The 23178-nt window shown below is 70.5% G+C and carries 21 protein-coding genes and 1 pseudogene; 16 read left to right on the top strand and 6 right to left on the bottom strand.

Annotated features, from left to right (window positions below; all coding sequences use genetic code 11):
* The first annotated feature begins 16 nt into the window (after positions 1-16).
* The 3 genes from ACF07B_RS20760 to ACF07B_RS20750 all read left to right on the top strand — a co-directional run bounded on the left by ACF07B_RS20760 (position 17) and on the right by ACF07B_RS20750 (position 1741).
* Positions 17-469 (top strand): SRPBCC domain-containing protein, encoded by a 453-nt coding sequence (locus ACF07B_RS20760; protein WP_392179968.1) that lies wholly within the window; start codon positions 17-19, stop codon positions 467-469.
* On the top strand, positions 466-810 hold the full coding sequence (locus tag ACF07B_RS20755) for an ArsR/SmtB family transcription factor (protein ID WP_384239801.1): 345 nt from the start codon (positions 466-468) through the stop codon (positions 808-810). Before ACF07B_RS20760 ends, ACF07B_RS20755 begins: the two co-directional genes overlap by 4 nt.
* Before the next feature lie 118 nt (positions 811-928).
* A complete protein-coding gene (locus tag ACF07B_RS20750; protein WP_392179967.1) occupies positions 929-1741 on the top strand; it encodes an SDR family NAD(P)-dependent oxidoreductase in 813 nt (270 codons plus the stop codon).
* A gap of 203 nt (positions 1742-1944) precedes the next feature.
* Here ACF07B_RS20750 and ACF07B_RS20745 read toward each other — a convergent pair whose 3' ends face one another.
* Positions 1945-2523 (bottom strand): dihydrofolate reductase family protein, encoded by a 579-nt coding sequence (locus ACF07B_RS20745; RefSeq protein ID WP_392179966.1) that lies wholly within the window; start codon positions 2521-2523, stop codon positions 1945-1947.
* 275 nt (positions 2524-2798) lie between these two features.
* Here ACF07B_RS20745 and ACF07B_RS20740 point away from each other — a divergent pair, with 275 nt between their 5' ends.
* The 10 genes from ACF07B_RS20740 (at position 2799) to ACF07B_RS20695 (ending at position 16618) form a co-directional block, all read left to right on the top strand.
* Positions 2799-3194 (top strand): hypothetical protein, encoded by a 396-nt coding sequence (locus tag ACF07B_RS20740; protein ID WP_392179965.1) that lies wholly within the window; start codon positions 2799-2801, stop codon positions 3192-3194.
* A gap of 441 nt (positions 3195-3635) precedes the next feature.
* Entirely contained in the window at positions 3636-4289 is a 654-nt protein-coding gene (locus ACF07B_RS20735) for a hypothetical protein (protein ID WP_392179964.1), read from the top strand.
* 412 nt (positions 4290-4701) lie between these two features.
* The gene (locus ACF07B_RS20730; protein WP_392179963.1) at positions 4702-7635 is read left to right on the top strand and encodes an AAA family ATPase; all 2934 of its coding nucleotides are present in this window, start codon (positions 4702-4704) and stop codon (positions 7633-7635) included.
* A gap of 115 nt (positions 7636-7750) precedes the next feature.
* Positions 7751-10894 carry an AAA family ATPase gene (locus ACF07B_RS20725; protein ID WP_392179962.1) on the top strand — a complete coding sequence of 1048 codons (3144 nt, stop codon included), beginning with the start codon at positions 7751-7753 and terminating at the stop codon, positions 10892-10894.
* A gap of 165 nt (positions 10895-11059) precedes the next feature.
* A complete protein-coding gene (locus tag ACF07B_RS20720; protein ID WP_392179961.1) occupies positions 11060-12151 on the top strand; it encodes an MBL fold metallo-hydrolase in 1092 nt (363 codons plus the stop codon).
* 243 nt (positions 12152-12394) lie between these two features.
* Complete coding sequence (locus ACF07B_RS20715; RefSeq protein WP_392179960.1) at positions 12395-13198, top strand: alpha/beta hydrolase; 804 nt, start codon at positions 12395-12397, stop codon at positions 13196-13198.
* Positions 13199-13306: 108 nt separating this feature from the next.
* The gene (locus ACF07B_RS20710; RefSeq protein WP_326783089.1) at positions 13307-14095 is read left to right on the top strand and encodes an oxidoreductase; all 789 of its coding nucleotides are present in this window, start codon (positions 13307-13309) and stop codon (positions 14093-14095) included.
* A gap of 64 nt (positions 14096-14159) precedes the next feature.
* Entirely contained in the window at positions 14160-15173 is a 1014-nt protein-coding gene (locus ACF07B_RS20705) for an alpha/beta fold hydrolase (RefSeq protein ID WP_392179959.1), read from the top strand.
* Positions 15170-15649, top strand: a complete 480-nt coding sequence (locus ACF07B_RS20700) for a cupin domain-containing protein (RefSeq protein ID WP_392179958.1) — start codon at positions 15170-15172, stop codon at positions 15647-15649. Before ACF07B_RS20705 ends, ACF07B_RS20700 begins: the two co-directional genes overlap by 4 nt.
* A gap of 96 nt (positions 15650-15745) precedes the next feature.
* Complete coding sequence (locus ACF07B_RS20695; RefSeq protein ID WP_392180191.1) at positions 15746-16618, top strand: alpha/beta fold hydrolase; 873 nt, start codon at positions 15746-15748, stop codon at positions 16616-16618.
* A gap of 628 nt (positions 16619-17246) precedes the next feature.
* Here ACF07B_RS20695 and ACF07B_RS20690 read toward each other — a convergent pair.
* The gene (locus tag ACF07B_RS20690) at positions 17247-17660 is read right to left on the bottom strand and encodes a hypothetical protein (protein WP_392179957.1); all 414 of its coding nucleotides are present in this window, start codon (positions 17658-17660) and stop codon (positions 17247-17249) included.
* Positions 17661-17692: 32 nt separating this feature from the next.
* On the opposite strand from ACF07B_RS20690, the pseudogene ACF07B_RS20685 reads away from it, so the two are divergent.
* Positions 17693-17853: pseudogene (locus ACF07B_RS20685) on the top strand (IS5/IS1182 family transposase); the annotation flags it as partial.
* 130 nt (positions 17854-17983) lie between these two features.
* On the opposite strand, the gene ACF07B_RS20680 reads toward ACF07B_RS20685, so the two are convergent.
* On the bottom strand, positions 17984-18745 hold the full coding sequence (locus ACF07B_RS20680; RefSeq protein ID WP_392179956.1) for a maleylpyruvate isomerase family mycothiol-dependent enzyme: 762 nt from the start codon (positions 18743-18745) through the stop codon (positions 17984-17986).
* Positions 18746-18903: 158 nt separating this feature from the next.
* Here ACF07B_RS20680 and ACF07B_RS20675 point away from each other — a divergent pair, with 158 nt between their 5' ends.
* Positions 18904-19227, top strand: a complete 324-nt coding sequence (locus ACF07B_RS20675; RefSeq protein ID WP_392179955.1) for a hypothetical protein — start codon at positions 18904-18906, stop codon at positions 19225-19227.
* Between the two features lie 28 nt (positions 19228-19255).
* Here the strand turns inward: ACF07B_RS20675 and ACF07B_RS20670 are convergent, their stop codons facing one another.
* Together ACF07B_RS20670 and ACF07B_RS20665 are read right to left on the bottom strand one after the other, a co-directional pair.
* Positions 19256-19741, bottom strand: coding sequence for a DUF4265 domain-containing protein (locus ACF07B_RS20670; protein WP_392179954.1), 486 nt, complete (start codon positions 19739-19741; stop codon positions 19256-19258).
* An 894-nt stretch (positions 19742-20635) separates the two neighbouring features.
* On the bottom strand, positions 20636-21754 hold the full coding sequence (locus ACF07B_RS20665) for an FAD-dependent oxidoreductase (protein WP_392179953.1): 1119 nt from the start codon (positions 21752-21754) through the stop codon (positions 20636-20638).
* Between the two features lie 53 nt (positions 21755-21807).
* Here ACF07B_RS20665 and ACF07B_RS20660 point away from each other — a divergent pair, with 53 nt between their 5' ends.
* Positions 21808-22500 (top strand): TetR/AcrR family transcriptional regulator, encoded by a 693-nt coding sequence (locus ACF07B_RS20660; RefSeq protein WP_392179952.1) that lies wholly within the window; start codon positions 21808-21810, stop codon positions 22498-22500.
* 164 nt (positions 22501-22664) lie between these two features.
* Here the strand turns inward: ACF07B_RS20660 and ACF07B_RS20655 are convergent, their stop codons facing one another.
* Positions 22665-23024: a hypothetical protein gene (locus tag ACF07B_RS20655; RefSeq protein WP_392179951.1), complete on the bottom strand. Its 360-nt coding sequence runs from the start codon at positions 23022-23024 to the stop codon at positions 22665-22667.
* Between the last annotated feature and the right edge of the window lie 154 nt (positions 23025-23178).

Raw genomic sequence — 23178 nt, 5'->3', positions numbered from 1 at the left:
TGCTTATTGGAGGTATGTGGTGGAGTTCGGAAAGCTGGAACGCGAGATCCAGATCGATGCCGCACCGGAGATCGTGTTCGATGTCGTGAGTCGTCCCGAGCACATCAAGATGTGGTGGTCCGACGACGCGTCGTTCGATCCCGCGCCGGGCGCGGTCGGCGAACTGGTCTGGGGCGACCGCGCCGCGGTGGAGCGGATCGTGGTCGTCGACGTGGATCCGCCGCGCAAGTTCGCCTTCCGCTGGGTCGCCGAAGACGGGCAACTGCCCGATGGCGACAACTCCCTCCTGGTCACCATCGAGCTCGAGCCCTCCGGTGACGGCACGATTCTGCGCCTCACCGAGAGCGGCTGGCGAGAGAAGGGCTGGGAAGCCGCCGTACTGGAGGAAGCCTTCCACGACCACGAGCGCGGCTGGGACCTGTTCCTGCCCAAGCTGCAGGGCTACGCCCCTTCCGTGGTGGCGCAATGACCGCCGCCGTCGACGACGAACTCTGGTCGGCGATAGGCGACCCGATCAGGCGCCGCCTGCTCGACCTGCTGCTCGCGGAAGGAGTCGGTACGCCGACCAGCCTGAGCGATCGTCTCCCGATCACGCGCCAAGCGGTCACCAAGCACCTGGGCGTCCTCGATCGCGCGGGCCTCGTGCACGCGACACCGATGGGCCGCGAGCGGCGCTACGAAGTCGACGAGGCGCAGCTCGCCCGTGCGGTCCGCCAACTGAATGAGGTCGGCAGGGCGTGGGATGCGCGATTGAACCGCATCAAGAGCATCGCGGAACAGATCCAGCGTCAGAAGAACGACCGAGACTGACCGTCCGGCCCCCGGAAGAGAGCTCTGGCCACCCCTTCGATCAAGGTCGGCGCCCCGGCTACGTAGCGCGCAATGAACCCATCACCTGTGAACGACCCCATCACCTTTGGAGGGCACAATGAGTGGATTGCTGCTTGCTGACAAGAACGCCGTGATCTACGGAGGCGGGGGCGCGATCGGCGGCGCGATCGCACGGGTATTCGCCCGCGAAGGCGCAAGGGTCTTCCTCGCCGGGCGGACGCAGGAGAAGCTCGACGCCGTGGCGCGCGACATCGCCGCCACCGGCGGGAAGGTCGAGACCGCGCAGGTCGACGTGTTCGACCAACAGGCCGTCGAAAAGCACGCCGAGGACGTCGCGGCGACGGCCGGCAGCATCGACATCGCGCTCAGTGCCGTGAGTGTCATGCACGACCAGGGGACCTTGCTGGCGGATCTCTCGCTCGAGGAGTTCATGCGGCCCATCGACGGCTTCCTTCAGACGCTGTTCATCACCAGCAAGGCCGTGGCGCGCCACATGGGCCGCGAGCGTCCTGGCGTCATCCTGACGTTGTCCGAGCCGGGTTCCAAACTGGCTGTGGGCGGCATCTTGGGGCACAGCGTGAGCGCGGCCGGCAAGGAGGCCTTCTCGCGGGTTCTGGCCGCGGAGCTGGCACCCGACAACATCCGGGTGGTCTGCATCCGTCCACACGCTGTCGTCGACGCGCCGGCAGCGGGTTCGTACACCAAGGACCTCTTCCAGCAGATGGCGGCAGCGGGCGGGCAGTCGGTCCAGGAGATGCTCGAAGGCGGAGGGATGGTGCAAGGGACGCTTCTGAAGAGGCTTCCCACGCTGTCGGAAATCGCGGAGACAGCCGCGTTCCTGGCGTCGGATCGCGCGGGAGCCATGACCGGCACCGTCGCCAATCTCTCCGCCGGCGCGCTGGTCGACTGAGCCCGTCATGTCCGATCAAGCATGTCCGATCAAGCCGACAAGGCCAGACTGCTCAGGCCCCGCACATCCCGGGCGCCCCGCCGGTGCTGCCGAACGCCTGGGACGCGGGCAGCGCCCGTGCCGTCGTCAAGGCGGGGTTCCCGGTGGTAGCGACCGCCGGCAACGCAAGCTCCGGGTGCTCGACGAGGGGCTCGACGCCCTTCTCAGACATGCAGGACGGGTCGATAGACGAGCTCTTGGATGTGGCCGTCGAGCGTCCGGTGCTCGATCAGCTCGAGGTCGAAGTCGGCCGCACCCTGGAAGATGGGGTCCAGCCCTGTCTGACCGGTGATCACCGGGAAGAGCGTCACCTGGACGCGGTCCACCAGACCTGCGGCCATCAGCGCCCTGTTCATCGACAGGCTGCCGTGCGAGCGCAGGGGAACGTCGGAGTCCTTCTTGAGACGGGCGACGACGTCGACGGCGTCGCCGCTCACGACGTTCGCATCCGGCCAGTCGAGAGGTCCTTCCAGGGTGGACGACACCACCGTGGCCGGCAGGCTCCTCATCCGCGTGACCCACGGGTCGCGCACGTCGGACTCGTCGGTGCTCGCCGCGATCATCTGCGCGAACGCCCTGTACGTGTTGGCTCCGAAGACCATCCGCTGGTCCTCGTCGTACAGGGCGAGGCGGCGGTCGAGGAGCTCGGGGCCCTGCTTGCCCCAGTAGCCGGTCCAGTTGCCGCCGGCGGCGCCGAAGCCGTCGAGGCTGGAAAAGACGTCGAAGGTGTAGGTCGTGGTCATGACGTGATCCTCGAGTTCGTTGGTCCGGGTGTGTTGATAGAGACTGGAAGCCACGGCAGAACTCATCGCCGACGGACTCCTGGAGTCCAGCGTGGCTCCGGCTGCGGTCCCCGGCGACGGTGCTCCTCAGGGATGGCCGCACAGGAGAAGCGGGACATCCCTCGGTCAGCATTTCGCGGCCGGCTCGTCGAACGCCCCGAGCCGCAGCGGCATGACCGTCCGCGCGCCGGATAATCCCTCGTCCAGCGGAGACCGTCCGGCGATACTGCCTCCTCATGAGGCGTGATGAGCCCGACGGGGAAGTCCCGGCCAACCCGGCGTTGCGACGCATTTTGCGACGGCCTCGCGGCACGGAACTGTCGGAGCTGCTGACCGAGGGTATGTCCGGTGGTGATCTGACCACGCTGCTGCTCGAAGTGTTCAGGCGCCGGGCGGAGCGGCTCTCACCGGCGGACGTGATGCGGTGCTACCGCAGTGATCGGTTCGTGGCACCCGCACCGATCAGTTTCGCCGCACTGTGTCGCGCCGACGGCGCCTTGCTGTTCGCGTTGCCGGACGAGTTCGAGATTCTCGTGCTCGCCCCAGTGCTGCCGCTGGCCGCGCACTCAGCTGTCGCGACCGTCGATCCGCGCAAGGTGATCGCAACGCTACGGCGTCGACCGGCTGGCTGAAAGCCTCCCACCGTCCCATTGAGGCACCGTGCTCCGGGCGTCGTTCAGCACATGCCTGCCTGCCGTGCCTGCCGTGCCTGCCGTGCGTGAGGATCTTTCGATGGCCGGTGTGAGGACGGGGTCGGAATCGTTTGGTCTGGCTCCACCGCAGGCCCACCGCGTGGCGCTCCCATCGCGCCAACGCCGCGGGGGAGTTGGGCACGTGAGCTCGCTCGTGCCGGTGCCCGCGTCGCGCTCGGCGTGCGCGACACCGACGCGGCCCGACGCGCGGTCGCCGCGCTGACCGTCGCCTTGGCATCCGACCGCTCGACGTGTCGGACCTGACCTCGGTGCGAGCCTTCGCCGAGTCCTGGTCGGGAATGGTGCCGAGAAATGAGAGCACCGGGGCGATGGAGGCATGTCAGTGGTCTCCGGTTGTATTGCCTCATGAGTGTCCACGAAGTGATCAAACAGCTGCCCGAACCCGAGGCCGTGCGTGCCCGCTCGAAGGCGATGGCGATGCTGGACGCCGTCCTGAGCCCGGAGTGGCAGTGGCGTTACTACTCGTACGACGCTCAGTGGGCGCCGGATGAGGAGATGGCCTCGATGCGCGACGGCTCCGGCAACGACTACGCCGTCGTCTTCTCCGCGGCCGGGGTCTATGCCCAGGCGAACAACCACAAGTCGCCGATCGCCGCATATCGTCGCTCGCCGCCGGCGCCGTGGCCCGGCATGTTCGACTCGCTTCCCGAGGCTTTCCGTCCGTTTGCGCAGGAGCCCGCCTTCCAGGACCACAACGGTGTTCCTCGGGCCACCGTCTGTCTGTGGCGAGAGAACGCGGACTCCGCGTGGAGGTGCGGCGACGTCCGGATCCCGGATGAGGACGAGAATGACGCCGATGGCGCTGTGTGGTTGTTCGGGCTCCTGCTGGAGGGCAAGGCCGAGGCCTATCTGGAGTTCGCCGAGAGCTACTACGAAGTGGAACCGCCCATGGAGGCGATCCGGCACGTGTATGACCTCAAGCCGCTCACACAGGAGGTCGTCTCAGCCCTGAACCCGGAGGTTCGGCTTGAAGATCTGGCCGAGGACATCGCCCAGATCGGGTATCCGCAGTAGGCGTCGGCCGCTCCGGACGATCGGCCGTGTTCCCGTACGCGTGTGCGAGACAATCGCACGACACGACGGGCGAGTTGGAGTCGAGGGGCCGGGCGGCTTACACATGCGGGCTGGGCGGCTTACACAGGTGACAACACGGCCTCCTGGGAGAGTCGGTTGGTTCGCATCCCCGAACTGCCAAGAAGCCCTGCCTTCATGCGCGCACAGCCGGAAGATCGCCCGGCCGGGAACCCTGTTCGGCCCACACGTTCCCTGATCGGTTGAGATACAGCTACTCAGCTCTGGACGAGCGCGCGTCCGACCGGTGGGATCACTCCTCAACTCCCGCCCTCGACAAGGGCGTCGACGATAAGATGATCTCGCTCGCACCTGCGGCGCACGCCCCGATCCGTCCTCTCCGGGAGACCAAGACATGAGCGTGGCCGGCAGCGCGTCCGACGCGAGCGCGAACGATGAACGTGAGGTCTTCGTCGGGCGGCGGTCCGAGTCCGAGCGGCTCGCGGCGTGTGTGGACAAGGTGCGCGGCGGTGAGGCGTGGCTGGCGGTCGTCGAGGGTGAGGCGGGGATCGGCAAGAGCGCTCTGATACGCCGGGCGGTCTCCTCGCTGGATGACTTCACGGTGCTGTGGGCGGTGGGCGATCCCTCGGAAACCGATCTGCCCGGTGGCGTGCTGAGCCAGTTGGTGCGGCGGGTCGACAGGGAGTTGGCGGCCCGGTTCCCGCTGCTGGCGCGGCCGGACGCGGCGGGGGTGTCGCCGCACGCCCTGGGCGGGCAGTTGTTGTTGCTGCTGGGCGCGCTGCAGGAGTCCGGGGGCGGGGTCGCGGTCGTCGTCGACGACGCGCACTGGGCCGATCCGCTGTCCTCGCAGGTGCTGGGATTCGTGGTGCGCCGTCTCTGGGCCGACCGGGTGCTGGTGCTGATGGCGACCCGTACGGACAGCGGGCAGAGCGGGGAGGCGCTGGAACGGCTGGTGCGGTCCGTCGAGCGGGCGGCACGGGTCGAGGTCGGCGGACTCGGACAGGACGAGGTCGACCAGTTGGCCCGGCGGCTGTTGGCGGTGCGTGTGACACCGGAGCTGGTGACACGGCTGCACGGCTACACGAAGGGCCATCCCCTCTACGTGCGCACGGTCCTGGCTGAGGTACCGCTTCAGGTGCTGGGCGACGCTTCGGCACGGCGGTGGCCGGTCCACCAGTCGCTGCGGGCGGGGATCGGGGCCGTACTGGGGCGCCTTCCCGCCGATTCGGTGGCCCTGGTGGAGGCGCTGGCGGTGCTGGACGGCCGGTTCCCCCTGGTGGGTGTGGCGCGGGTGGCCGGGGTGGACGACGCCGTGCGGGCGCTCGAACCGGCGCTGGCGGCGGGTCTGGTGCGATGGTGGCCGACGGATTCCGTGGGGCCGGTGTCCTTGGTGCACGGGTTGCAGCGGGACGCGGTCTACGCGGGGATCGGACCCGAGCGACGGCGCGCACTGCACAACTCCGCGGCCGAGGTGGTGGGTTCGGGAGCGGCGTGGGCCCATCGTGTGGCCGCGGCCACGTCCGATGACCCTGTTCTGGCGGCCGACCTGGAGCGTTCGGCGAACGCCGAGGCCCTCGCCGGCCGCAACGCCCTGGCCGCCACCCGGTTGCTGTGGGCATCGTCGTTGTCCGACGACCGTCTGGAACGGGAGCGGCGTCTGCTCACGGCCTGTGCGCAGTGGCTGCTGACCTTGCAGCCGTGGGCCGCCGTTCGGTTGAGGGCGCAGGTGGAGGAGTGCGCGGAGGGAACGCTGCGCAATTGCGTGCTGGGGGTCATGGACCTCCTGGAGGGCCGGCTGGCCGTGGCCGAGGCTCGGTTGACCGAGGCCTGGCAGGAGGCGCTCGCCGATCCGGACGCGAGCTGGGTGGCGCTCCTGGCCGGTACGTTTCTGACCGTCATCACGATCCGGCAGTGCCGGGGCGCGCGGACGGCCGACATCGCGGGCAAGACGCTGGCGATCGGTGACCTCGACGCGGGCACGTCCGATTTCATCCGCGCGGTCCTGGCCACGGGCCGGATGTGGGACCAGGGGCCCGGTGCGGCGCTGCTGGACGTGGCGCACCTTCCCGTCGAGGCCGCCGAGGCGTCGAACGACCAGCTCGCGACGCTGGCCACCCGTGGTGTCATGCACCTGTTTCTGGGCCGGCTGGCCGCGGCGCGGGCCGATCTGGTCACCGTGGCGCACCGCGACCGGCTGGGCGCGGGGTCCAAGCTCAGCCATCTGTCGTCGGCGCTGCTGGCGGTGGTGGAGTACCTCGCGGGTGACTGGAGTGCCAGTGAGGGCGCGGCGGACCGGGCGCTCGCGATCGCCGCGGCCCACGACCACGTCCTCGGCGACGCGGCCACGTGGTTCGCGGCCGTGTGCGTACAGGCGGGGCGCGGGCGCTGGGAGGCGGCCCAGGAGTCCGTCGAGGCCCTGGAGCGGATCAACCGGATGCTGGGAGATCCACCGGCGGAGCTCGTGTACGCCGGACTGGCGGGGGCGGTGCTGGCGCAGGCCCGGGGTGACCACGCCGCCATGGTGAGGGCGTTGGCTCCGCTGGTCGAGCCGGTGACCGGAACCGGAGCCGAGGACGGGGGAGGGAACGGGAACGGGGACGAGGCCGGGGCCGAGGATGATCGGGTGCGCCTGCGGTTCAAGCCCCTGTGGTTGTGGCAGCAGTCCCTGCTGGTCGAAGCGCTCACCGGGACGGGACGGCTGGCGGCCGCCGCCTGGGCCCTCGACGACTTCTGGCGCGGTGACGACGGCAGTGGATATCTGCGGGTCGTGGGCGCCCGGCTCAGCGGCCAACTCGCCGAAGCCCAGGGGCGGCCGCGTGAGGCGCTGGCGATCTACGCCCAGGCTCTGGGCGGGAAGTCGGACGGCACCGAGGGGCCCGACGCCGCCGGGAGCCCCGTAGCGACCGGCGGGGTCGGTGACGCCGGCGAGGAAGCCCCGCTGTTCCGCGCCATGCTGGAACACGCTTACGGCAGGCTCCTGGTGGCGACCAGGACCGGCTCCCGGCGGGAGGCCGCACGGTGGTTCAAGTCGGCCCACGACCGATTCGACGCCCTGCGGGCAGAACCGTTCCTGCGGCGCTGCGAGACGGACCTCGCCGCCATGGGACTCACCGCTCCCGCCCACGCGCGGCAGCACGTACTCGCGCTGACCGAGCGGGAGTTGTCGGTCGCCCACCTCATCGCCGGCGGAAAGACGAACCAGGAGGCCGCGACGGAGCTCTACGTCACGCAGAAGACCGTCGAGTACCACTTGTCGAACATCTACGCCAAGCTCGGCATCACCTCGCGCCGCCACCTCGCACAGGCGCTCCGGACCCCGCAGCCCTGACGGCATCGCAGCGGCGGAGGCAGCGGCACCTCGGTGGCGTCTCGGCGGCACGCCGGCGGTCACACTAGGGTCGATCCCCAGGGTTCCGGGGCCCCCGGGGTGGTCTGCTGGGGGAATGACTGGACGCTCCCGGGCCGGAGCCCGCACCCGCCGGGTTCCGCTCACCGGTCGGCACGAGGAACTGCGGGCCCTGTCCGACCTGGTCGCGGGCGTGCGTGACGGTATGAGCGCGGCGCTCGTCGTCGTCGGCGAGGCCGGTATCGGCAAGACCACGCTGCTGGACCATCTCGCCGAGACCTCGGACGACCTGCGGGTCGTACGCACCGCCGGGACGGAGTCCGAGGCGCGGCTCGGATTCGCGGGCCTGCACCGTCTGCTGCGGCCCTTCCTGGACGGTCTGGAGTCGCTGCCGGCCCCCCAGTACGAGGCGCTGGCCTCCGCGTTCGGAATGCTGGCCGCGCCTCGGGCCGATCGCTACCTGGTGGGCATGGCGGCCCTGACGCTGCTGGCCGACGCCGCCTCGGCGCAGCCGCTGCTGTGCCTGGTCGACGACGTGCAGTGGCTGGACCGCGAGTCCCGCGACGCGCTGGCGTTCGTGGCCCGGCGGCTGGGCGCGGAGGCTCTGGGCCTGGTGGTCGCGGGCCGCGAGGAACCGGGCGGACCAGGCGCGTTCGAGGGGCTGGAGACACTGACGGTCGGCGGACTGGCCGGCGCCCAGGCGCACGAGCTGCTCGGGCACAGCGTGGAGGGGCGGGTGGACGCGGCGGTGGCCGCGCGCATCGTGGCCGACGCCGGCGGCAACCCCCTGGCCCTGCTGGAGAGCGCCCAGGCGCTGAGCCCCGCGCACCTGGCCGGGACGACCCCGCTGCTCGAACCGCTGCCGGTGGGAGCCCGGCTGGAGAACCACTTCGGACGTCTGGTGAGGGACCTGCCTCCGGAGACCCGGACCTTCCTGGTACTGCTGTCGGCCGCGCCGCCCGAGGACGCGCTGCTGCTGTGGCGGGCGGCGGCGGAACTGGGCGTCTTCGCGCAGGCCGCGGACGCGGCGGTGTCCGCGGGCGTGCTCACCGGCGGGCCGTTGCTGGAGTTCCGGCACCCGCTGATCCGCTCGGCCGTCTACCGCAGCGCCCCGGCCGGTGAGCGCAGGCGCGTCCACGCCGCGCTCGCCGCTGTCAGCGACGCACTGCGCAACCCCGAGCGGCGGGCCTGGCACCGCGCCGAGGCGACCGTCGGGCTCGACGACGAGGTGGCCGACGAACTGGTCGCGGCGGCGGAACTGGCCCGCGGGCGCGGCGGCTATGCCGAACGGGCCGCCCTCCTGGCCCGAGCGGCACAGCTCTCCCAGGCCAACCGGGCGGTGCGGCTCGTCGAGGCCGCTCGAGCCCATCTCGTGATGGGCGATCCCGCTACCGCCCAGTCCCTCCTCGCGCAGGCCCAGCCGCTCCTGGCCGGCGGCGACGCCGTCCTGCGGGCCAGTGCCCTGCTCACCCAGGCCACCACCGACATCTACTTCGGGCGGCTCGCGGGCCTGGAATCGCCGCTGCTGGCCGCGGCCGGCGTGGTCGCGGACATGGACCGCGCTCTGGCCCGGTCCATCATGCTGGAAGGACTCCTGGCCGTGCTGTGCGGTGAACACGACGCGACGACCCGCCAGGAACTCGGCGTGACGATCCTGACCTCGCCCGCCCTGAGCCCGCTGGCCCCGAGCCCGCCGGCGCTGCCAGCGCTGCCCGCACCGGCCGGGTCCGCACCGGCCGTGGTCCCGACCCCACCGGCCGTGGCCACGAACCTGCCGGCCGCGACCCCGCCAGCCCTGGCACCGCCCGCCCTGTTCGCGCCGACCGTGACCCCGCGTGCCCTGGTACCGGCGGCTCCGGCGCCGGCGGCCCTGGCATCAGCGGTCGTCGCCCCGTCGGCCGAGGCCTCGGCCCTGACCACGCCGACCGTGGCCTCACCGTTCACCATCCCGCGAGCCGCCGCCCCACCCGTTGCCGCCCCGTCGGCCGTCACCACGGCGGTCGCGCCCCCGGCACCTGAGCAGGCCGCCCTCCCCAGCAGCGCCGATCTCCTCCTCGAAGGCTTCGCTCTGCGGATGCACGGCGGCTACCAGGCCGCTCTGCCTCTCCTCCAGGCCGCGCTCGCCGCCCTGGAACGCGACACCGACGTGGTCGGTCACGGCTTACGCGCGGCGACCCTGGCCCTCTACGCCGCCGAGGAGGTCTGGGACGAGACCGGCGGCGCGGAGGCAGCCCGGCTCGTGGAGGCACACGAGCGCGCCATCGGCGCGCTGGGAGCACTGCGCTCCACCCTGCTGGTCCGGTCCACCTGGGAACTCCGGGCCGGCCGGTTCGCCACCGCCACCGCGTGCCTGGACGAGGCGCAGGACCTCGCCGCCGTCATCGGCCAGCCCTCACCCGGCCTGGCCTACCGTGTGGAGCTTCTGGCCTGGAGCGGCCAGGAGGCGGCGGCCCGCACGGCCGCAGACCTCCTCGTACGCGACCTGGCCAGCAGGCACGCGCACGGCGGTCTGGCCGACTGGGCCCGGAACAGCCTGACCGTGCTCGAACTCAGCCTGGGGCACTACGTCCAGGCCGCCGCCCACGCACGCATCACGTTCGACGCCGACAACCCCGGAGGCGCCCCTCGCGCCCTGCCCGATCTCATCGAGGCCTCCACCCGCTCTGGCGACCGGCCCACGGCCCGACGGGCCCTCACCCGCCTCGAAGAACGCGCCCTGCCGGCCGGCACACCCTGGGCCCTGGGACTCCTGGAACGCTGCCGGGCCCTGGTCTCGGCCGACGACGACCGGACCGAACCCCACTTCGCCCAGTCCCTGCACCTCCTCGACCGCACCCAGGTACGCACCGAACTGGCCCGCACCCACCTCCTCTACGGTGAATGGCTCCGCAGGCGCAGACGCCGCACCGACGCCCGGACCCAACTCGGCCACGCTTACCGGATGTTCACCGACATGGGGGCGGCCGCCTTCGCCGAGCGGGCCCGTACCGAGCTCCTCGCCACCGGCGCGCACCCCCGCAAGCGGGCCGGCCGCTCCCCGCACGACCTCACCGAGCACGACCTCACTCCGCAGGAACGGCGCATCGCCACCCTCGCCGCGCGCGGTACCACCAACACCGAGATCGCGACCCGGCTCTTCATCACGCAGTCGACCGTCGAGTACCACCTCAACAAGATCTTCCGGAAACTCGACATCACCTCCCGGCGACAGCTCAACTCCTTGCTGACCAGCGAGAACTGAGCCTGTCGCCCGCCACTGGCGGACGGCACCCCAGTCCGGTCGGGGGCCGGGCGCGCGCCGGGACTGGGGGTTCTCCCCGATACGAACCAGGAAAGGCGGGTGATGTCCTGCGGTCGCCGCACCCGCCGCCGACGACTCCGCCGGCCCCCTGGAAGGCCCCGACCCATGACACCGGAACTCCGCCCCACCACGACCGCGAACCGCCGTGCGTTCCTCAGGACCGCGACGGCCGCGCTGGCGGTCCCCGCCGCGGCCGTCCTCGTCGGCGAGGCGCTGCCGGGCACGGCACACGCCGCCACCGCTTCGACGGATCTCCCCGACTTCGCCCCGGTCCCCATCGCCGCGACCGGTCCCGCGCTCAACGAGCAGGGCTACTTCGTCGGCCGTATCAAGGGCAACCTGTACTGGGTGACCGACGCCTACTACCAGGCGATGTTCCTGAGCACCCGCGAAGGGGTGGTGCTCGTCGACGCGCCGCCGACCATCGGGAACAACCTGCTGCGCGCCATCGCCGAGGTCACCCGGGCCAACGGCCGGCCGTCGAAGGTCACCCACCTGGTCTACACCCACAGCCACGCCGACCACATCGGCGCCGCCCACCTCTTCGGCAAGCACGTCGTGCGCATCGCGCACAGCGAGACCCGCCGGCTGCTCCGGCTGGAGGCCGACCCCAACCGGCCGCTCCCGACCGTTACCTTCGACGACCACCTCGACCTGCGCGTCGGCGGGGAACGCCTGGAGCTCGCCCACCACGGCCCCAACCACTCCCCGGACAACATCTTCGTCTACGCGCCCGACCACGCGACGCTGATGGTGGTGGACGTCCTCTATCCCGGCTGGGTGCCGTTCAGGAACCTGGCCGTCTCGCAGGACATCCCCGCCTGGGTGAAGGCCCAGGACACGGCGATGAGTTACCCCTGGACGACCCTGGTCGGCGGACACCTCGGCCGGCTCGGGGTGCGCGCCGACGGCGAGGTGCAGAAGCGGTACATCGCCGACCTCACCGACAGCGTGAAGGCCGCGATGTCCCTGGACCCGACGCCGTACTTCCGGAAGTACGGCCCGTCCGGGAACTCCTGGGCGATCTTCAAGACCTATCTGGACGCCGTCGCTCAGCAGGCGGCCGGTCCGGTGATCGCCAAGTACACCGGCGTCCTCGCCGCGGCCGACGTGTTCACCCTCGACAACGCGGCCACCATGCTCGAATCGCTGCGGATCGACGCCGGGCTCCTGGGCCCCTTCGGCACCCGTCCGTAGCCGCGGCTTCCGGGCGGCGGGGGTGGGGGCGGGAACGGACGTGCGAGCAGGCGTGTCACCCCGGCCCCACTGCGGAGTCCACCCCGGTTCCGGCACCGACGCACTGGGGTCTTTCCCCGGTACGAACGCCTTCGCCCCCGTGGTGTGCTGGCCCGGCGCCGGACACCTGGCTGCCGTACAGGCCGCACCGCCGTATCGATCATCTCGCCGTACCCACCGCACCGACCGAACCGAGAGGTCCTCATGACGTCACCGACCCCCGTCCCCGTCATCTTCATCCACGGCCTGTGGCTGCACGCCAGCTCGTGGGCCCCCTGGCTCGACCTGTTCCAGCGGGAGGGTTACGCCCCGGTCGCACCGGGCTGGCCCGGCGACCCCGGCACCGTCGAGGAGGCCCGTGCCAACCCCGAGAGCATCGCCGACCACGGAATCGACGAGGTGGTGAACCACTACGCGGCGATCATCCGGGAGCTGCCGGTCCAGCCCATCGTGATCGGGCACTCGTTCGGCGGCATGATCGCGCAGAAGCTCCTCGGGCAGAACCTGGCGGCCGCCGCCGTCGCGATCGACGCCGCCCAGATCAAGGGAGTGCTCCCGCTGCCGCTGTCCGCGCTGCGCGCGACGCTGCCTGTGTTCAAGAACCCTGGCAACAAGCACCGCGCGGTCTCCCTCACGGCCGACCAGTTCCGCTTCGCGTTCGGCAACGCCGTGTCCGAGGAGGAGTCGGTCGAGCTGTTCGAGCGATGGGCGATCCCCGCCCCGGGCAAGCCCCTGTTCGAGGCCGCCGCCGCCAACTTCAACCCGCACTCGCCGGCCAAGGTCGACACCGCCAACGGCTCGCGCGGACCGCTGCTGCTGATGACCGGCGGCAAGGACCACACGGTGCCGGAGGCCGTCGTCCGGGCCACCCTCAAGCAGTACCGGCACTCCGAGGCCGTCACCGACATCACCGACTTCCCCGACCGCGGACACTCGCTGACGATCGACGGCGGCTGGCGCGAGGTCGCCGACACCGCACTGGAGTGGCTGCGTCGGCACTCCCTCTGAACGGCCCTTCTGTTGAACGACAACTCCGTTGAACGAAGCCTCCGTTGAACGGCGGCTCCTCCGAACCGCACTCCACCGACAGCACCGGCACCGTCGAAGGGCCCTGGCATGGATCTGCACCTGACCGGCAGGACGGCGGTCGTCACCGGCGCGAGCCGCGGCATCGGACTCGCCGTGGCCGGGGCACTCGTACGTGAGGGTGCCCGGGTCGTGACCGGTTCGCGGGAGATCACCCCCGAGCTGCGGGCGCTGGCCGCCGAAGGCGACGTCCTGACGGTCGCGGTGGACCTGACCGCGCCCGAAGGTCCGGCCGAGCTGGTCGCCGCCGCGACCTTCGCCTACGGCGGCCTGGACATTCTGGTGAACAACGTGGGTGCCGTCCGGCCCCGCACCGACGGCTTCCTCGCGGTGACCGACGACGACTGGGCCGCGACGCTGTCCGTCAACCTCCTGGCCCCCGTACGCACCACCCGGGCCGCGCTCCCGCACCTGCTGGAGCGCGGAGCGGGGAGCATCGTGACGGTCAGCTCCGTCAACGCGTTCCTGCCCGACCCGCTCGTGATCGACTACAGCGCGTCGAAAGCCGCACTGTCGAACTTCTGCAAGTCCCTGTCCAAGCAGGTGGGCCCGCGGGGTGTCCGCGTCAACACCGTGAGCCCCGGCCCCGTCACCACCGGTCTGTGGCTGGCGCGCGACGGGGTCGCCGCGACGGTCGCCGCCGCCACCGGCGGCTCCGCCGACGCCGTGGCCGAGCGGGCCGCCGCCGACGCCGCCACCGGCCGGTTCACCCGCCCCGACGAGGTCGCCGACCTCGTCGTGTTCCTGGCCGGCGACCGGGCCGCGAACATCACCGGGTCCGACTTCGTCGTCGACGGCGGTCTCGTCAGCACCCTGTAACCCCAGCCCCGGCCGCGAGCACTCTCATCGCCACACCCACGCCTTTTCCTTGAGTGGAGCACCTTTGAAGCACCGTCATGCCTTCTTCCGGCCACGCGTCCTGGCACCGCTCGCGATCGCCGCGGCGTTCGGCCTCAGCACCGCCACCCTCTCCGCCGCCGATGTCTCCGCCGCGGCCCCGCCCACCAAGACCGGGATGACCGCGCCCCTGTCCGCCGCCCCCCTGGTACCGGCCGGGTTCACCGAGCACAAGGCCGCCGGCCTCGACTACGTGATCGGCGGCCACGGTCCGACCCTCGTCCTGCTCCACGGCTACCCGGAGACCTGGTACGAGTGGCGCGCCCTCCTGCCGGAGCTCTCCCAGCACTACACCGTCATCGCGCCCAGCCTGCCCGGCGCCGGCAAGAGCGACGCCCCGGTCGACGGCTACGACAAGAAGTCGATGGCCGCAGCCGTCCACACACTGCTCCGCAGGATCGGGCACGCCGACGACATTCGCCTGGTCGGCCACGACATCGGCTCGATGGTCGCCTACTCCTACGCCGCCGCGCACCCCGGCGACGTGAAGAAGCTCGTCCTCAGCGAGGCCCCGATCCCGGACGCGAGCCTCTACACGTTCCCGTCCCTGACCGCCGCCGGCCCCGCCGCCTGGAACTTCGGCTTCTTCTCCCTCGCCAACGGCCTTCCCGAAAAGGTCGTGGCCGGCCGCGAAAAGGAGTGGGTGGGCGGATTCGTCGACAGCCTCGAAGTCCGCAAGGGCTCCGTCACCGACGACGACACAGCCGTGTTCGCCGAGGCCCTGAAGGACCCGGCGCACCTGTCGGCGAGCTTCAAGTGGTTCCGGACCTTCCCTCAGGACGTCGAGGACAACGCCGTCAACCGGCGGACGAAGTTGACCATGCCGGTCCTGGCGATCGGCGCCTCGGGCAGCCTCGGCGAGGCCGTACCCGACCAGGTCCGCCGGTACGCGAAGAAGGTCACCGGGGTCGTCGTCCCCGACTCCGGCCACTGGATCTACGAGGAGCACCCCGTGAAGACGACCGCACTCCTGCTCTCCTTCCTCGGGCGCACGTCGTGATCGCGCCCTTTCCCGACAACACCTTCGCCTCAGACGGCGGCGAACCCTTCTGGTTCCTCGGCGGCCGGGCCCGGATCCTGGTCCCCGGCAGCAGGACCGGCGGAGCCCTCAGCGTCATGGAGTTCTTCGACACCGCCGGCCACGCGCCCCCGCGCCACATCCACGCCGACGAGGACGAGGTCTGGATCGTCCTCGACGGAGAGGTCTCGTTCTTCGTCGGCGACCAGCGCCACGAACTCGAACCGGGCCAGATCGCGTTCGGCCCGCGCGGGGTGCCCCACAGCTACCTCGTCCGCTCGGAGACCGCACGTCTCGCCGTGGCCTTCACACCGTCGCGGGTCGAGGAGTGGTTCAGCGCGAACGGCACTCCCGCCACCCGCCTCGACGACGTGGCGCCCGCCTTCGACATCGGGAACATCCTCGCCTCCGCGGAGTCCTTCCGCGTGAGCGTCGCGGGCCCGCCGCCGACCGCCTGACCACCGCCCACCCTGCGCGTGCGATCCCGTACACCACGCACTGCCCCAGACGTGCCGCAGACCAGCCAGCGGCCCTACCAGGAGAAGGACTCCGCCATGCCTGGAACCCCGTCAGTCCCGCAGCCCGGAAACCGCTGGTTCCACAGGCGCGTGGCCATCCCGGCCGCCCTGGCCGTCGCCGTCCTGACCGTGTCGGCCGTCTCCCCGGCCTCCTCGGCACCCGCTCCGTCGGCGGTGGCCGCCCCGGCCCGGCACGCTCCTAAGCCCACCGTCGTCCTGGTCCACGGCGCCTTCGCCGACTCCTCCGGCTGGAGCGGGGTCGTCGCCCGTCTCCGGCACGACGGCTATCCGGTCATCGCCGCGGCCAACCCGCTGCGGGGCCTGGACTCCGACGCGGCCTATGTCAGCAGCCTCCTCGACTCCGTCTCCGGGCCGGTGGTTCTGGTCGGCCACTCGTACGGTGGTGAGGTGATCACCAACGCCGCGGTGGGGCACGCCAACGTCAGGGCCCTGGTGTACATCGCGGCCTTCGCTCCCGACCAGGGCGAGAGCGGTCTGGCGCTGGTCGGTCTCAACCCCGGAAGCCGGCTCGGCGAGGCGCTCGTCGTCCGGCCCTACGCGGTCGCGGGCGGCGGCGGAGCGGACGGATACGTCGACCCGGCGAAGTTCCGCACCGTCATGGCGGCCGACTTGCGAGGATCCGACACCGAACTGCTGGCCGCCCAGCAGCGCCCGGTGGACCTGGCCGCCCTCCAGGCGCCGAGCGGTGTGCCGGCCTGGAAGACGATCCCGTCCTGGTACCTGGTCGCCGGGGCCGACCGGGCGATCCCGGCCGCGACGGAGAAGTTCATGGCCCGCCGGGCCGGAGCTCGCACGGTCGTGGTCGACGGCGCGTCCCACCTGGTCATGCTCTCCCACCCCGGCCGGGTCGAGAACCTGATAGTCCAGGCTGACGAGGCGACCGACTGAGCGCGAGTTGGGATGAGGCTGACCTCAGGGGAGTTCGACGGTCTCGATCCCGGGGTGGACCTTGCGCGGGTTCGGCCGGCTGGGCGGTGAGCACCGGTCGTCCGGGGCGGCGGAGGGCGAGGTGGGCGGCGTGGGCGGCGGCGAGGTCGACGCCGGCCACGGTCGCCGGTTCCGAGACCGCCGGTGCGGTGGGGCGGTCCAGGTCGTGGAAGTCGAGGACGGATGCGGCGAGGGCGTCGTCGACCTGCCGGCGCCGCTGGGGCGAACTGTCACCGCTGACCAGGCCGGCGGCCGCCGGGTGGGGTCGTACGGCTGGGGTGCAGAGAGGGCTGGCCCGGTACTTGGATCACGGCACGCACCTCAGGGGCCGGCACGTTGGCTTCGCTCACTTTCAGCGACAGCGTTTGTCGATGAGTTGCAGCAGCTGACCATCAACGTGCTTGGTGTTCACGAGAAATGGTTCTGGCTCGCTTTCCATGAACCCGTCATGGTGTCATGCGACGTAGCTCAGCGGCTGTGGTTCTGGTGCGCTTCTGTGGCGAGAAGTCTTGCGCCGCGGAGGTGACCCGGTCGCGAAGGTGCTGCTGGAGCAGGCTCAAACCAAGGCCGTCGGCCGCCTCACGAGAACTCATGGGGAGCCGGCCGACGGCCCATCAGGTCGAAGCTCGGCCTGCAACTCATCGCGGGACGGAGGATCTGGGTCACGGACGGGACGGCCAACGTCGGACGGCCAACCGGGACGGAAGCGTTCAACGAAATCTGCGAAGTCGCGACGCAGATACCGAGCATCGGCCGGCTTCAGCCGGATCTGTTGGCGGCTGTCGGCCCACCAGATCTCGAACTCACCGACGGTGCCCTCCGCTGGCCAGTCCTCACTCTGATCCGGAAGCAACGCAGCATCGACGAAGCCTCCGACGGCCAGGCCGATGTCCACGAAGATCCCGATCACACCGGGCCGAGGAACGTTCACGACGGTGCCCTCGAAGACCTGCCCGAAGCGCAGGCCTCTGCGAATCCGAACCCACTCGGCATCTGTCACCACGAACGCATCATCGCATCATCGTCCGGATCGAGATTCCGGCGGTCGCAGGCGTTGTCGGCCGGCCAGACGCAGACCCGATGCCCTGCTCGCCGACCGTGCCTACGACCACGACAAGTACCGCCGCCTGCTCTGGGACCGCGGCATCCGTCCGGTCATCGCTGAACTAGGCGTGGAACAGGGTTCGGGCCTGGGCAGTGCGGCTGAGACGCCCGGACCCGAGCTGTACGAGGCCGTACTGGCCGTACGCCGCGCGGGCGCGGAGCTGTTCGCGATGTTCACCGGGGCGGACGTCATCAAGGCCGTCCGCCGGCGGTATTGGCTGGCTACTCCTCGGGCTCCCAGGCGATCAGATGCTCGAACACCTGCTGGTCGCCCTCGATCTTCAGGTCGCTCAGCGTGAGGCGGCCCCAGACGAAGAGGAGCAGCCGCTCGGCCGTGCCCGTGGCCGAAGCGGAGGCGGGCGCGGCGTCGTCCGTGAGGGGTGCGGGCCAGGCGCCGGTACCGTCCAACGCGAGGAGCCAGGAGCGGCCCTCGGTGGCGTGGTAGTGGATGGTGGCGGGCTCGTGCGGCCAGGCCGCCGGGGTGGAGTTGCAGGTGTCGAGGAACTCGGCCACGCCGTCGATCGCGACGTCCGCCGGCATCGGCTGCACGGCGCCTGCGGCGAGTTGGGCGTCGTAGGTGTGCACCAGCACCTCGTGCACCCGGCGCCGGGCAACGCCCCAGGCATTCGCGGGCGACACGCCGGCGCTCCACCACGCCCAGCACTCGCGCTCCGCGCCGGCCTCGCGCAGCGCACTCAGCAGCAGCTCGTTCGACTCGGCGTACCAGGCCAGCAGCGCCTCGACCTCGCGCGGCACCTCCGCGACATCCTTGGCCGGCGGAGCCTCGGCCGGGCCCGCGGCGACGATCGCGGCCCACCAGCGCTGGCCCGTACCCAGGTGCTGCACCAGATCGAACAACGTCCACTCGGGGCAGGACGGCACCGGCGCGTCAAGGCTGGGCGCGGCGGCAACCGCACTCCGGAACGCGGCCGACCGCTCGTCGATCAGGTGCAGCAGGGCGGAAAACTCAAGACTCTCTGTCACATCGCTTACCTATCACCCCAGCTCAGCCGACCGCACCCTATTTTCCAGGCCGTCAGCTGAGGGAGTTGGAGCATCTAAGAGATGGCCTGGTCGTAGCCAGATCCCCTTCCTGGCCGCCTCGTTGAACGAGTCATGGGGAAGGGAACGGTCCTCCGTGGATGGTGCCGGACGACCTGTGGGGGCGGATCGAGCCGCCGTTGCTGCCGGTCAGGCCCATCACCGACGCAGACGGCACCCAGGGCGCCATCACGGCCCGAGTACAGTCCGCAGCAGTCACTCCCAGTGCCTTCGCCGCGCGACTCAGCGAACACGATGATCTCAAGGTCGAGCATGCCAAGCTGATTGAGCACTGCGCTGAGCTCGAACAACGTCTCAAGAGCTACGCGACGGCCATCAGCCCCCTGACGCTGGAGAATGCGGCCCTGGCCGCCTCCGTCGCAGGCGCCTGTGGTCCCGCTGCCGCGGTAGGGACCTTCCCATGAAGGCCGGTGGACAGTCGGGGCACGTGGGTCAGGCGTTCCACCACTCGTCGTTGGCGCAGCCGACCTCATGGTGCCACCAGCCTTCTCCTTCACCTTGAGCCAGGAGCGCCTTGACGCCGGCGAAGTCTGCTCCAGCCGGAACGGTGAAAGCCACCATGGGGAACTCCTCGCTGAAGACCTCCCCTCCGAGCCCGAATGCTGAAAGGCGCTGGTGCACGGCATGAGGGCTGCGTCCCAGGGGGCCATCGGGGACGGGTACAACGCGAACGGTGCAGTTGCCAGAGGCGATGACCCGCCCCACAGCCCAGTGGAGTCCATCGGAGTCGGTGGCGAATCGCACCACGTCACCTTCAGCCACTCCGTCCTGGAGGAAAGGGACGTTCTGCACCCTGGCGGTGTCCTCGCTGAGTTTCGTCACCCATAGGCCCTCGGTGTCCTGCGGAAACCATCCCTCGCGAGGAATGAACCGGAACCAGATCTTGATCTTCTCGCCTGCGCCGTCCATGACGAGCATGATGCTGCCTCGTTCGGCACCGCCCCGCGCCGGGGGAGGGAGAGAGCCGGAGTCGGGGATCGCCTTCGCTCTGCGGCCGTTGCGTCGCGGAACCGGCAACGCGCGAAACGCGAAGCGCAGGAGTAATCGCTACCGTGTTCGAGTGCCGATGCGAGGTGCGGAGGATGCTGCGGACGACTGGGCAGGGTTGTTCGCGGGGATCGAGGCTCTGGTTGCAATGCCATCGATGCGACGCGCGTGGTTGCACGGGCTGAGCCACATCGCGCCGCCGGAAGATTTGGTGCGACTGGTGGGCGTGGTGAATGGCCTGGCGACCTCGCCGAGCGCTTCGCCGACGATCCACACGAGCTGGTGAGGGCACGCGCCGCAGCCGACCCTCGACTCTCGCCCGCCACCGTCCTGCGACTGCTCGACTCCACCCACCGGATCCGCGAAGCAGCCATCAAAAACCCGCAGCTCCCGATCCCTCACCTCATCCGCCTACTCCGCGACCCAGCCACCGCACAGGCCGCGGCCGGCAACCCGGCGCTCCCCACAACGGTCATCCACCGGCTGATCGATCTGGCCTGCACGCCAGAATGACCAGAACCCAGGTGGGTCTCCACGGGACTTCGCCAAGCATCGAGGTGCCAGGGTTGTGACCGGCTTCCATCCCGAACCAGGTGAGGGGTGAAGGTGGAGACGAGCGGCGCGGTGTCGGCGGACGATCCTGTTGAGTGGACTTTGCCGCGGGCGATGACCTTGAACGAGCCGTGGGACGCCGAGAACCCGCTCGCGGCCTCCAACCGGTTACAGCTCCGTACAGCCGAAGAGTCCTCAGCCACGACCGTTGTGGAAGTTCTGGCCGTGAGTGGCCGCACACGCCGAATCCGCAACGTTGCCGGGTCCCGACAGTCAGGATGGCTGGACTTGGTCGAAGAGGGCGAGGGCTTCACCGGGGTCCGGACTCACGAGGCGTTCCAGACCAGCCGTCGTGATCTTCGCCCACCTGCTGGCCCGCGCCCACATCTGTTCCTCGAAGGCGCGGACGGCCTCGTCCAGGTCTTCAGGGCCGGTGGCGAGGGACTCGGCGAGTTCGGCGCCTTCCAGCATCGCGAGGTTCGCGCCCGCCCCGAGTGGGGGCATCAGGTGGGCGGCGTCGCCCAGTAGCGTCACCCCGGGGACGTGGGTCCAGGTGTGGGACACGGGCAGGACGTAGAGGGGGCGGTGGACGAAGGCGCTGCCGTGGCGCAGGAGGTCGAGGACGGGAGCGGCCCAGCCGTCGAACAGAGCCAGCAGGCTCGATCGCACGGCCTCGGAGTCGGCCGGGTCCAGGTTCGGGTGCCAGTCCAGCGGCGCGCGGAACTGGGCGTACACCTTGACGTGCCCGCCACTGTTGCGCTGGGCGACGAGACCTCGGTTCACGCCGTACACAGCGACGGAACCATCGCCGACCAGCCGGGCGAGGTCGGGGTGGCGGGTGTCGACGTCGTCGAGGGAGGTTTCGATCGAGGTGACGCCGGTGTAGTGCGGCGTGGCCGACGAGACTGCGGGGCGCACCCGGGACCAGGCGCCGTCCGCGCCGATCACGAGGTCGAACGTCTCCTGTCGCCCGTCCGCGAAATGGACCCGTACGCCGTCCCGGGTCCCCGGCACCACCTGCGTCACGTTCCGGCCCCACTGGACGTCGAGAGGGCCGAGCAGCAGGTCACGGAGTTGACCGCGGTCGATCTCGGGATGGGCCCGGTCATCCGGACGGGGTCGCCAGTCGCGCAGGACGGTCCCGTCCGTGTCCAGGATGCGCATGGCCTGGCCCTCGGGACGGGACAGCGCCTGGAACTCCGCCAGCAGCCCCGCCTTGTCCAGCGCGAGCTGACCCATCCCTTCGTGCAGGTCCAGCGTGCCGCCCGGGGAGCGGGCGTCGGGGGCGGGATCGCGTTCGAGGACGGCGACGGAGTGGCCATGGCGGTGCAGGACACGGGCGAACGCAAGCCCCGCAGGACCGCTCCCGACCACGGCGATTCGTTGTCTCATGTCGATACACTGTATTGCCCCTATACGATGCATCGCAACAGTACGATGTCACCATGACTGTGTGGGACCGGCCGGAGCCGCCGACTCGCCCTGTGCCGCTCGACCGGGAGCGGATCGTCGCCGCCGCCATCGCGCTGGCCGACGAGGGCGGGCTGGAAGCGGTGTCGTTGCGCAAGGTCGCCGCCCGGCTGAACGCCGGCCCGATGCGGCTGTACGGATACATCGCCACCAAGGAAGAATTGCTCGACCTCATGGTGGACGAGGTCCAGGCCGAGATCCTCCCCGAGGAGCGGTCCAGTGGCTGGCGGGAGGCGCTGCGCAACCTCGCCAACGGCACCAGGCAGACCGCTCTCCGGCACGAATGGCTGGCCGACCTGCTCGGCGGCCGCCCGACCCTGGGCCCGAACGGTCTCGCCGTGGCCGAAGCCACGCTGGCCGCCCTCGACGGCCTTGCCGACATCGACACCGTCATGCGCGCCGTGGAGACCGTCAGCTCCTACTTCACCGGCGCGATCAGGCGCGAGATCGCGAACCTGCGGGCCGAGCGCGCCTCGGGCCTGTCCAGGCACGAGTGGCAGCGCGCCTCCGGCCCATATCTGACGAGAATGTTGGCCACAGGCCGTTTCCCGGCGCTGACCAAAGCCGTGCGCGACGGCACGGACGTGGACGCCGAGGCATCCTTCGCGACCGGCCTGGACTGGGTCCTCGACGCCGTGGCCGTCAAACTCGCCCAGCCACCGGCGTGACGCTTTGCTCCATCCCGAGCGTCAGTCGTGGCCATGATGCCGGTGGTAGTGCTCGCACTGCGCCCCCGCGATCAAGAGGGACCACCACGGTTGACCTTTCCGCGAGTTGCTCGCGGAGGGCCGTGTTCTCGTACATACCGGCGCGCCGTCCGTCGGACTATGGCTCAGTGCGTCGATGGGTTGTGGACCTCGTTGCGCTGAGGGTCGAAGCAGGTCAAGCCGTGTTTTCGCGCAAGGGCGAAGACCACACGAGAGAAGCCGTCGGCCCGTGACCAGCCGACACAGAGGATCAACCGATGCTTGTTCGCGTCGGGACTCACGCTCCACACGAGGTCATCGATCTCATCGTCATCCGGGTTGTCGGGGTCGGGGAATCCGACCAGCAGATCATCCAGGAGGGCGAGATTCCGCGGATCAGGCTGAACAACGGTGTCATCGCCGTCTGCCAAGCTCTGGCAGACAAGGAGTGCCCGGTCGACCGTGATCGGCATCGGCTCGTGCCAGACATAGAGATCGAAGCTCATTGCAATACCACCTGCATGATCGGCCTCTCTTGAGGTGATCACCTTCGCGGGCTGGGGCCAGCCTGGCAAGACCCGAACCTCCGGCCATGCACCGCTCCATCCCGCCTCAACGGCCTGGCCACCGCAGTACGCGAGCCCACTGAGGAACCAAGCC

Origin of the sequence: Streptomyces sp. NPDC015532 (assembly GCF_043078065.1) — a bacterium.
Taxonomy (GTDB): domain Bacteria; phylum Actinomycetota; class Actinomycetes; order Streptomycetales; family Streptomycetaceae; genus Streptomyces.
Note: the sequence above shows the minus strand (reverse complement) of the source record. Positions and strands in the feature narration are given on the sequence as shown.

What these genes read in the sequence shown, in the direction of transcription:
- ACF07B_RS20755 (WP_384239801.1), top strand. Translation starts at nt 466, where the DNA reads ATGACCGCCGCCGTCGACGACGAACTCTGGTCGGCGATAGGCGACCCG.
- ACF07B_RS20750 (WP_392179967.1), top strand. Translation starts at nt 929, where the DNA reads ATGAGTGGATTGCTGCTTGCTGACAAGAACGCCGTGATCTACGGAGGC.
- ACF07B_RS20745 (WP_392179966.1), bottom strand. Translation starts at nt 2,523, where the DNA reads ATGACCACGACCTACACCTTCGACGTCTTTTCCAGCCTCGACGGCTTC.
- ACF07B_RS20740 (WP_392179965.1), top strand. Translation starts at nt 2,799, where the DNA reads ATGAGGCGTGATGAGCCCGACGGGGAAGTCCCGGCCAACCCGGCGTTG.
- ACF07B_RS20730 (WP_392179963.1), top strand. Translation starts at nt 4,702, where the DNA reads ATGAGCGTGGCCGGCAGCGCGTCCGACGCGAGCGCGAACGATGAACGT.
- ACF07B_RS20725 (WP_392179962.1), top strand. Translation starts at nt 7,751, where the DNA reads ATGACTGGACGCTCCCGGGCCGGAGCCCGCACCCGCCGGGTTCCGCTC.
- ACF07B_RS20720 (WP_392179961.1), top strand. Translation starts at nt 11,060, where the DNA reads ATGACACCGGAACTCCGCCCCACCACGACCGCGAACCGCCGTGCGTTC.
- ACF07B_RS20715 (WP_392179960.1), top strand. Translation starts at nt 12,395, where the DNA reads ATGACGTCACCGACCCCCGTCCCCGTCATCTTCATCCACGGCCTGTGG.
- ACF07B_RS20710 (WP_326783089.1), top strand. Translation starts at nt 13,307, where the DNA reads ATGGATCTGCACCTGACCGGCAGGACGGCGGTCGTCACCGGCGCGAGC.
- ACF07B_RS20695 (WP_392180191.1), top strand. Translation starts at nt 15,746, where the DNA reads ATGCCTGGAACCCCGTCAGTCCCGCAGCCCGGAAACCGCTGGTTCCAC.
- ACF07B_RS20675 (WP_392179955.1), top strand. Translation starts at nt 18,904, where the DNA reads ATGGTGCCGGACGACCTGTGGGGGCGGATCGAGCCGCCGTTGCTGCCG.
- ACF07B_RS20670 (WP_392179954.1), bottom strand. Translation starts at nt 19,741, where the DNA reads ATGCTCGTCATGGACGGCGCAGGCGAGAAGATCAAGATCTGGTTCCGG.
- ACF07B_RS20665 (WP_392179953.1), bottom strand. Translation starts at nt 21,754, where the DNA reads ATGAGACAACGAATCGCCGTGGTCGGGAGCGGTCCTGCGGGGCTTGCG.
- ACF07B_RS20660 (WP_392179952.1), top strand. Translation starts at nt 21,808, where the DNA reads ATGACTGTGTGGGACCGGCCGGAGCCGCCGACTCGCCCTGTGCCGCTC.
- ACF07B_RS20655 (WP_392179951.1), bottom strand. Translation starts at nt 23,024, where the DNA reads ATGAGCTTCGATCTCTATGTCTGGCACGAGCCGATGCCGATCACGGTC.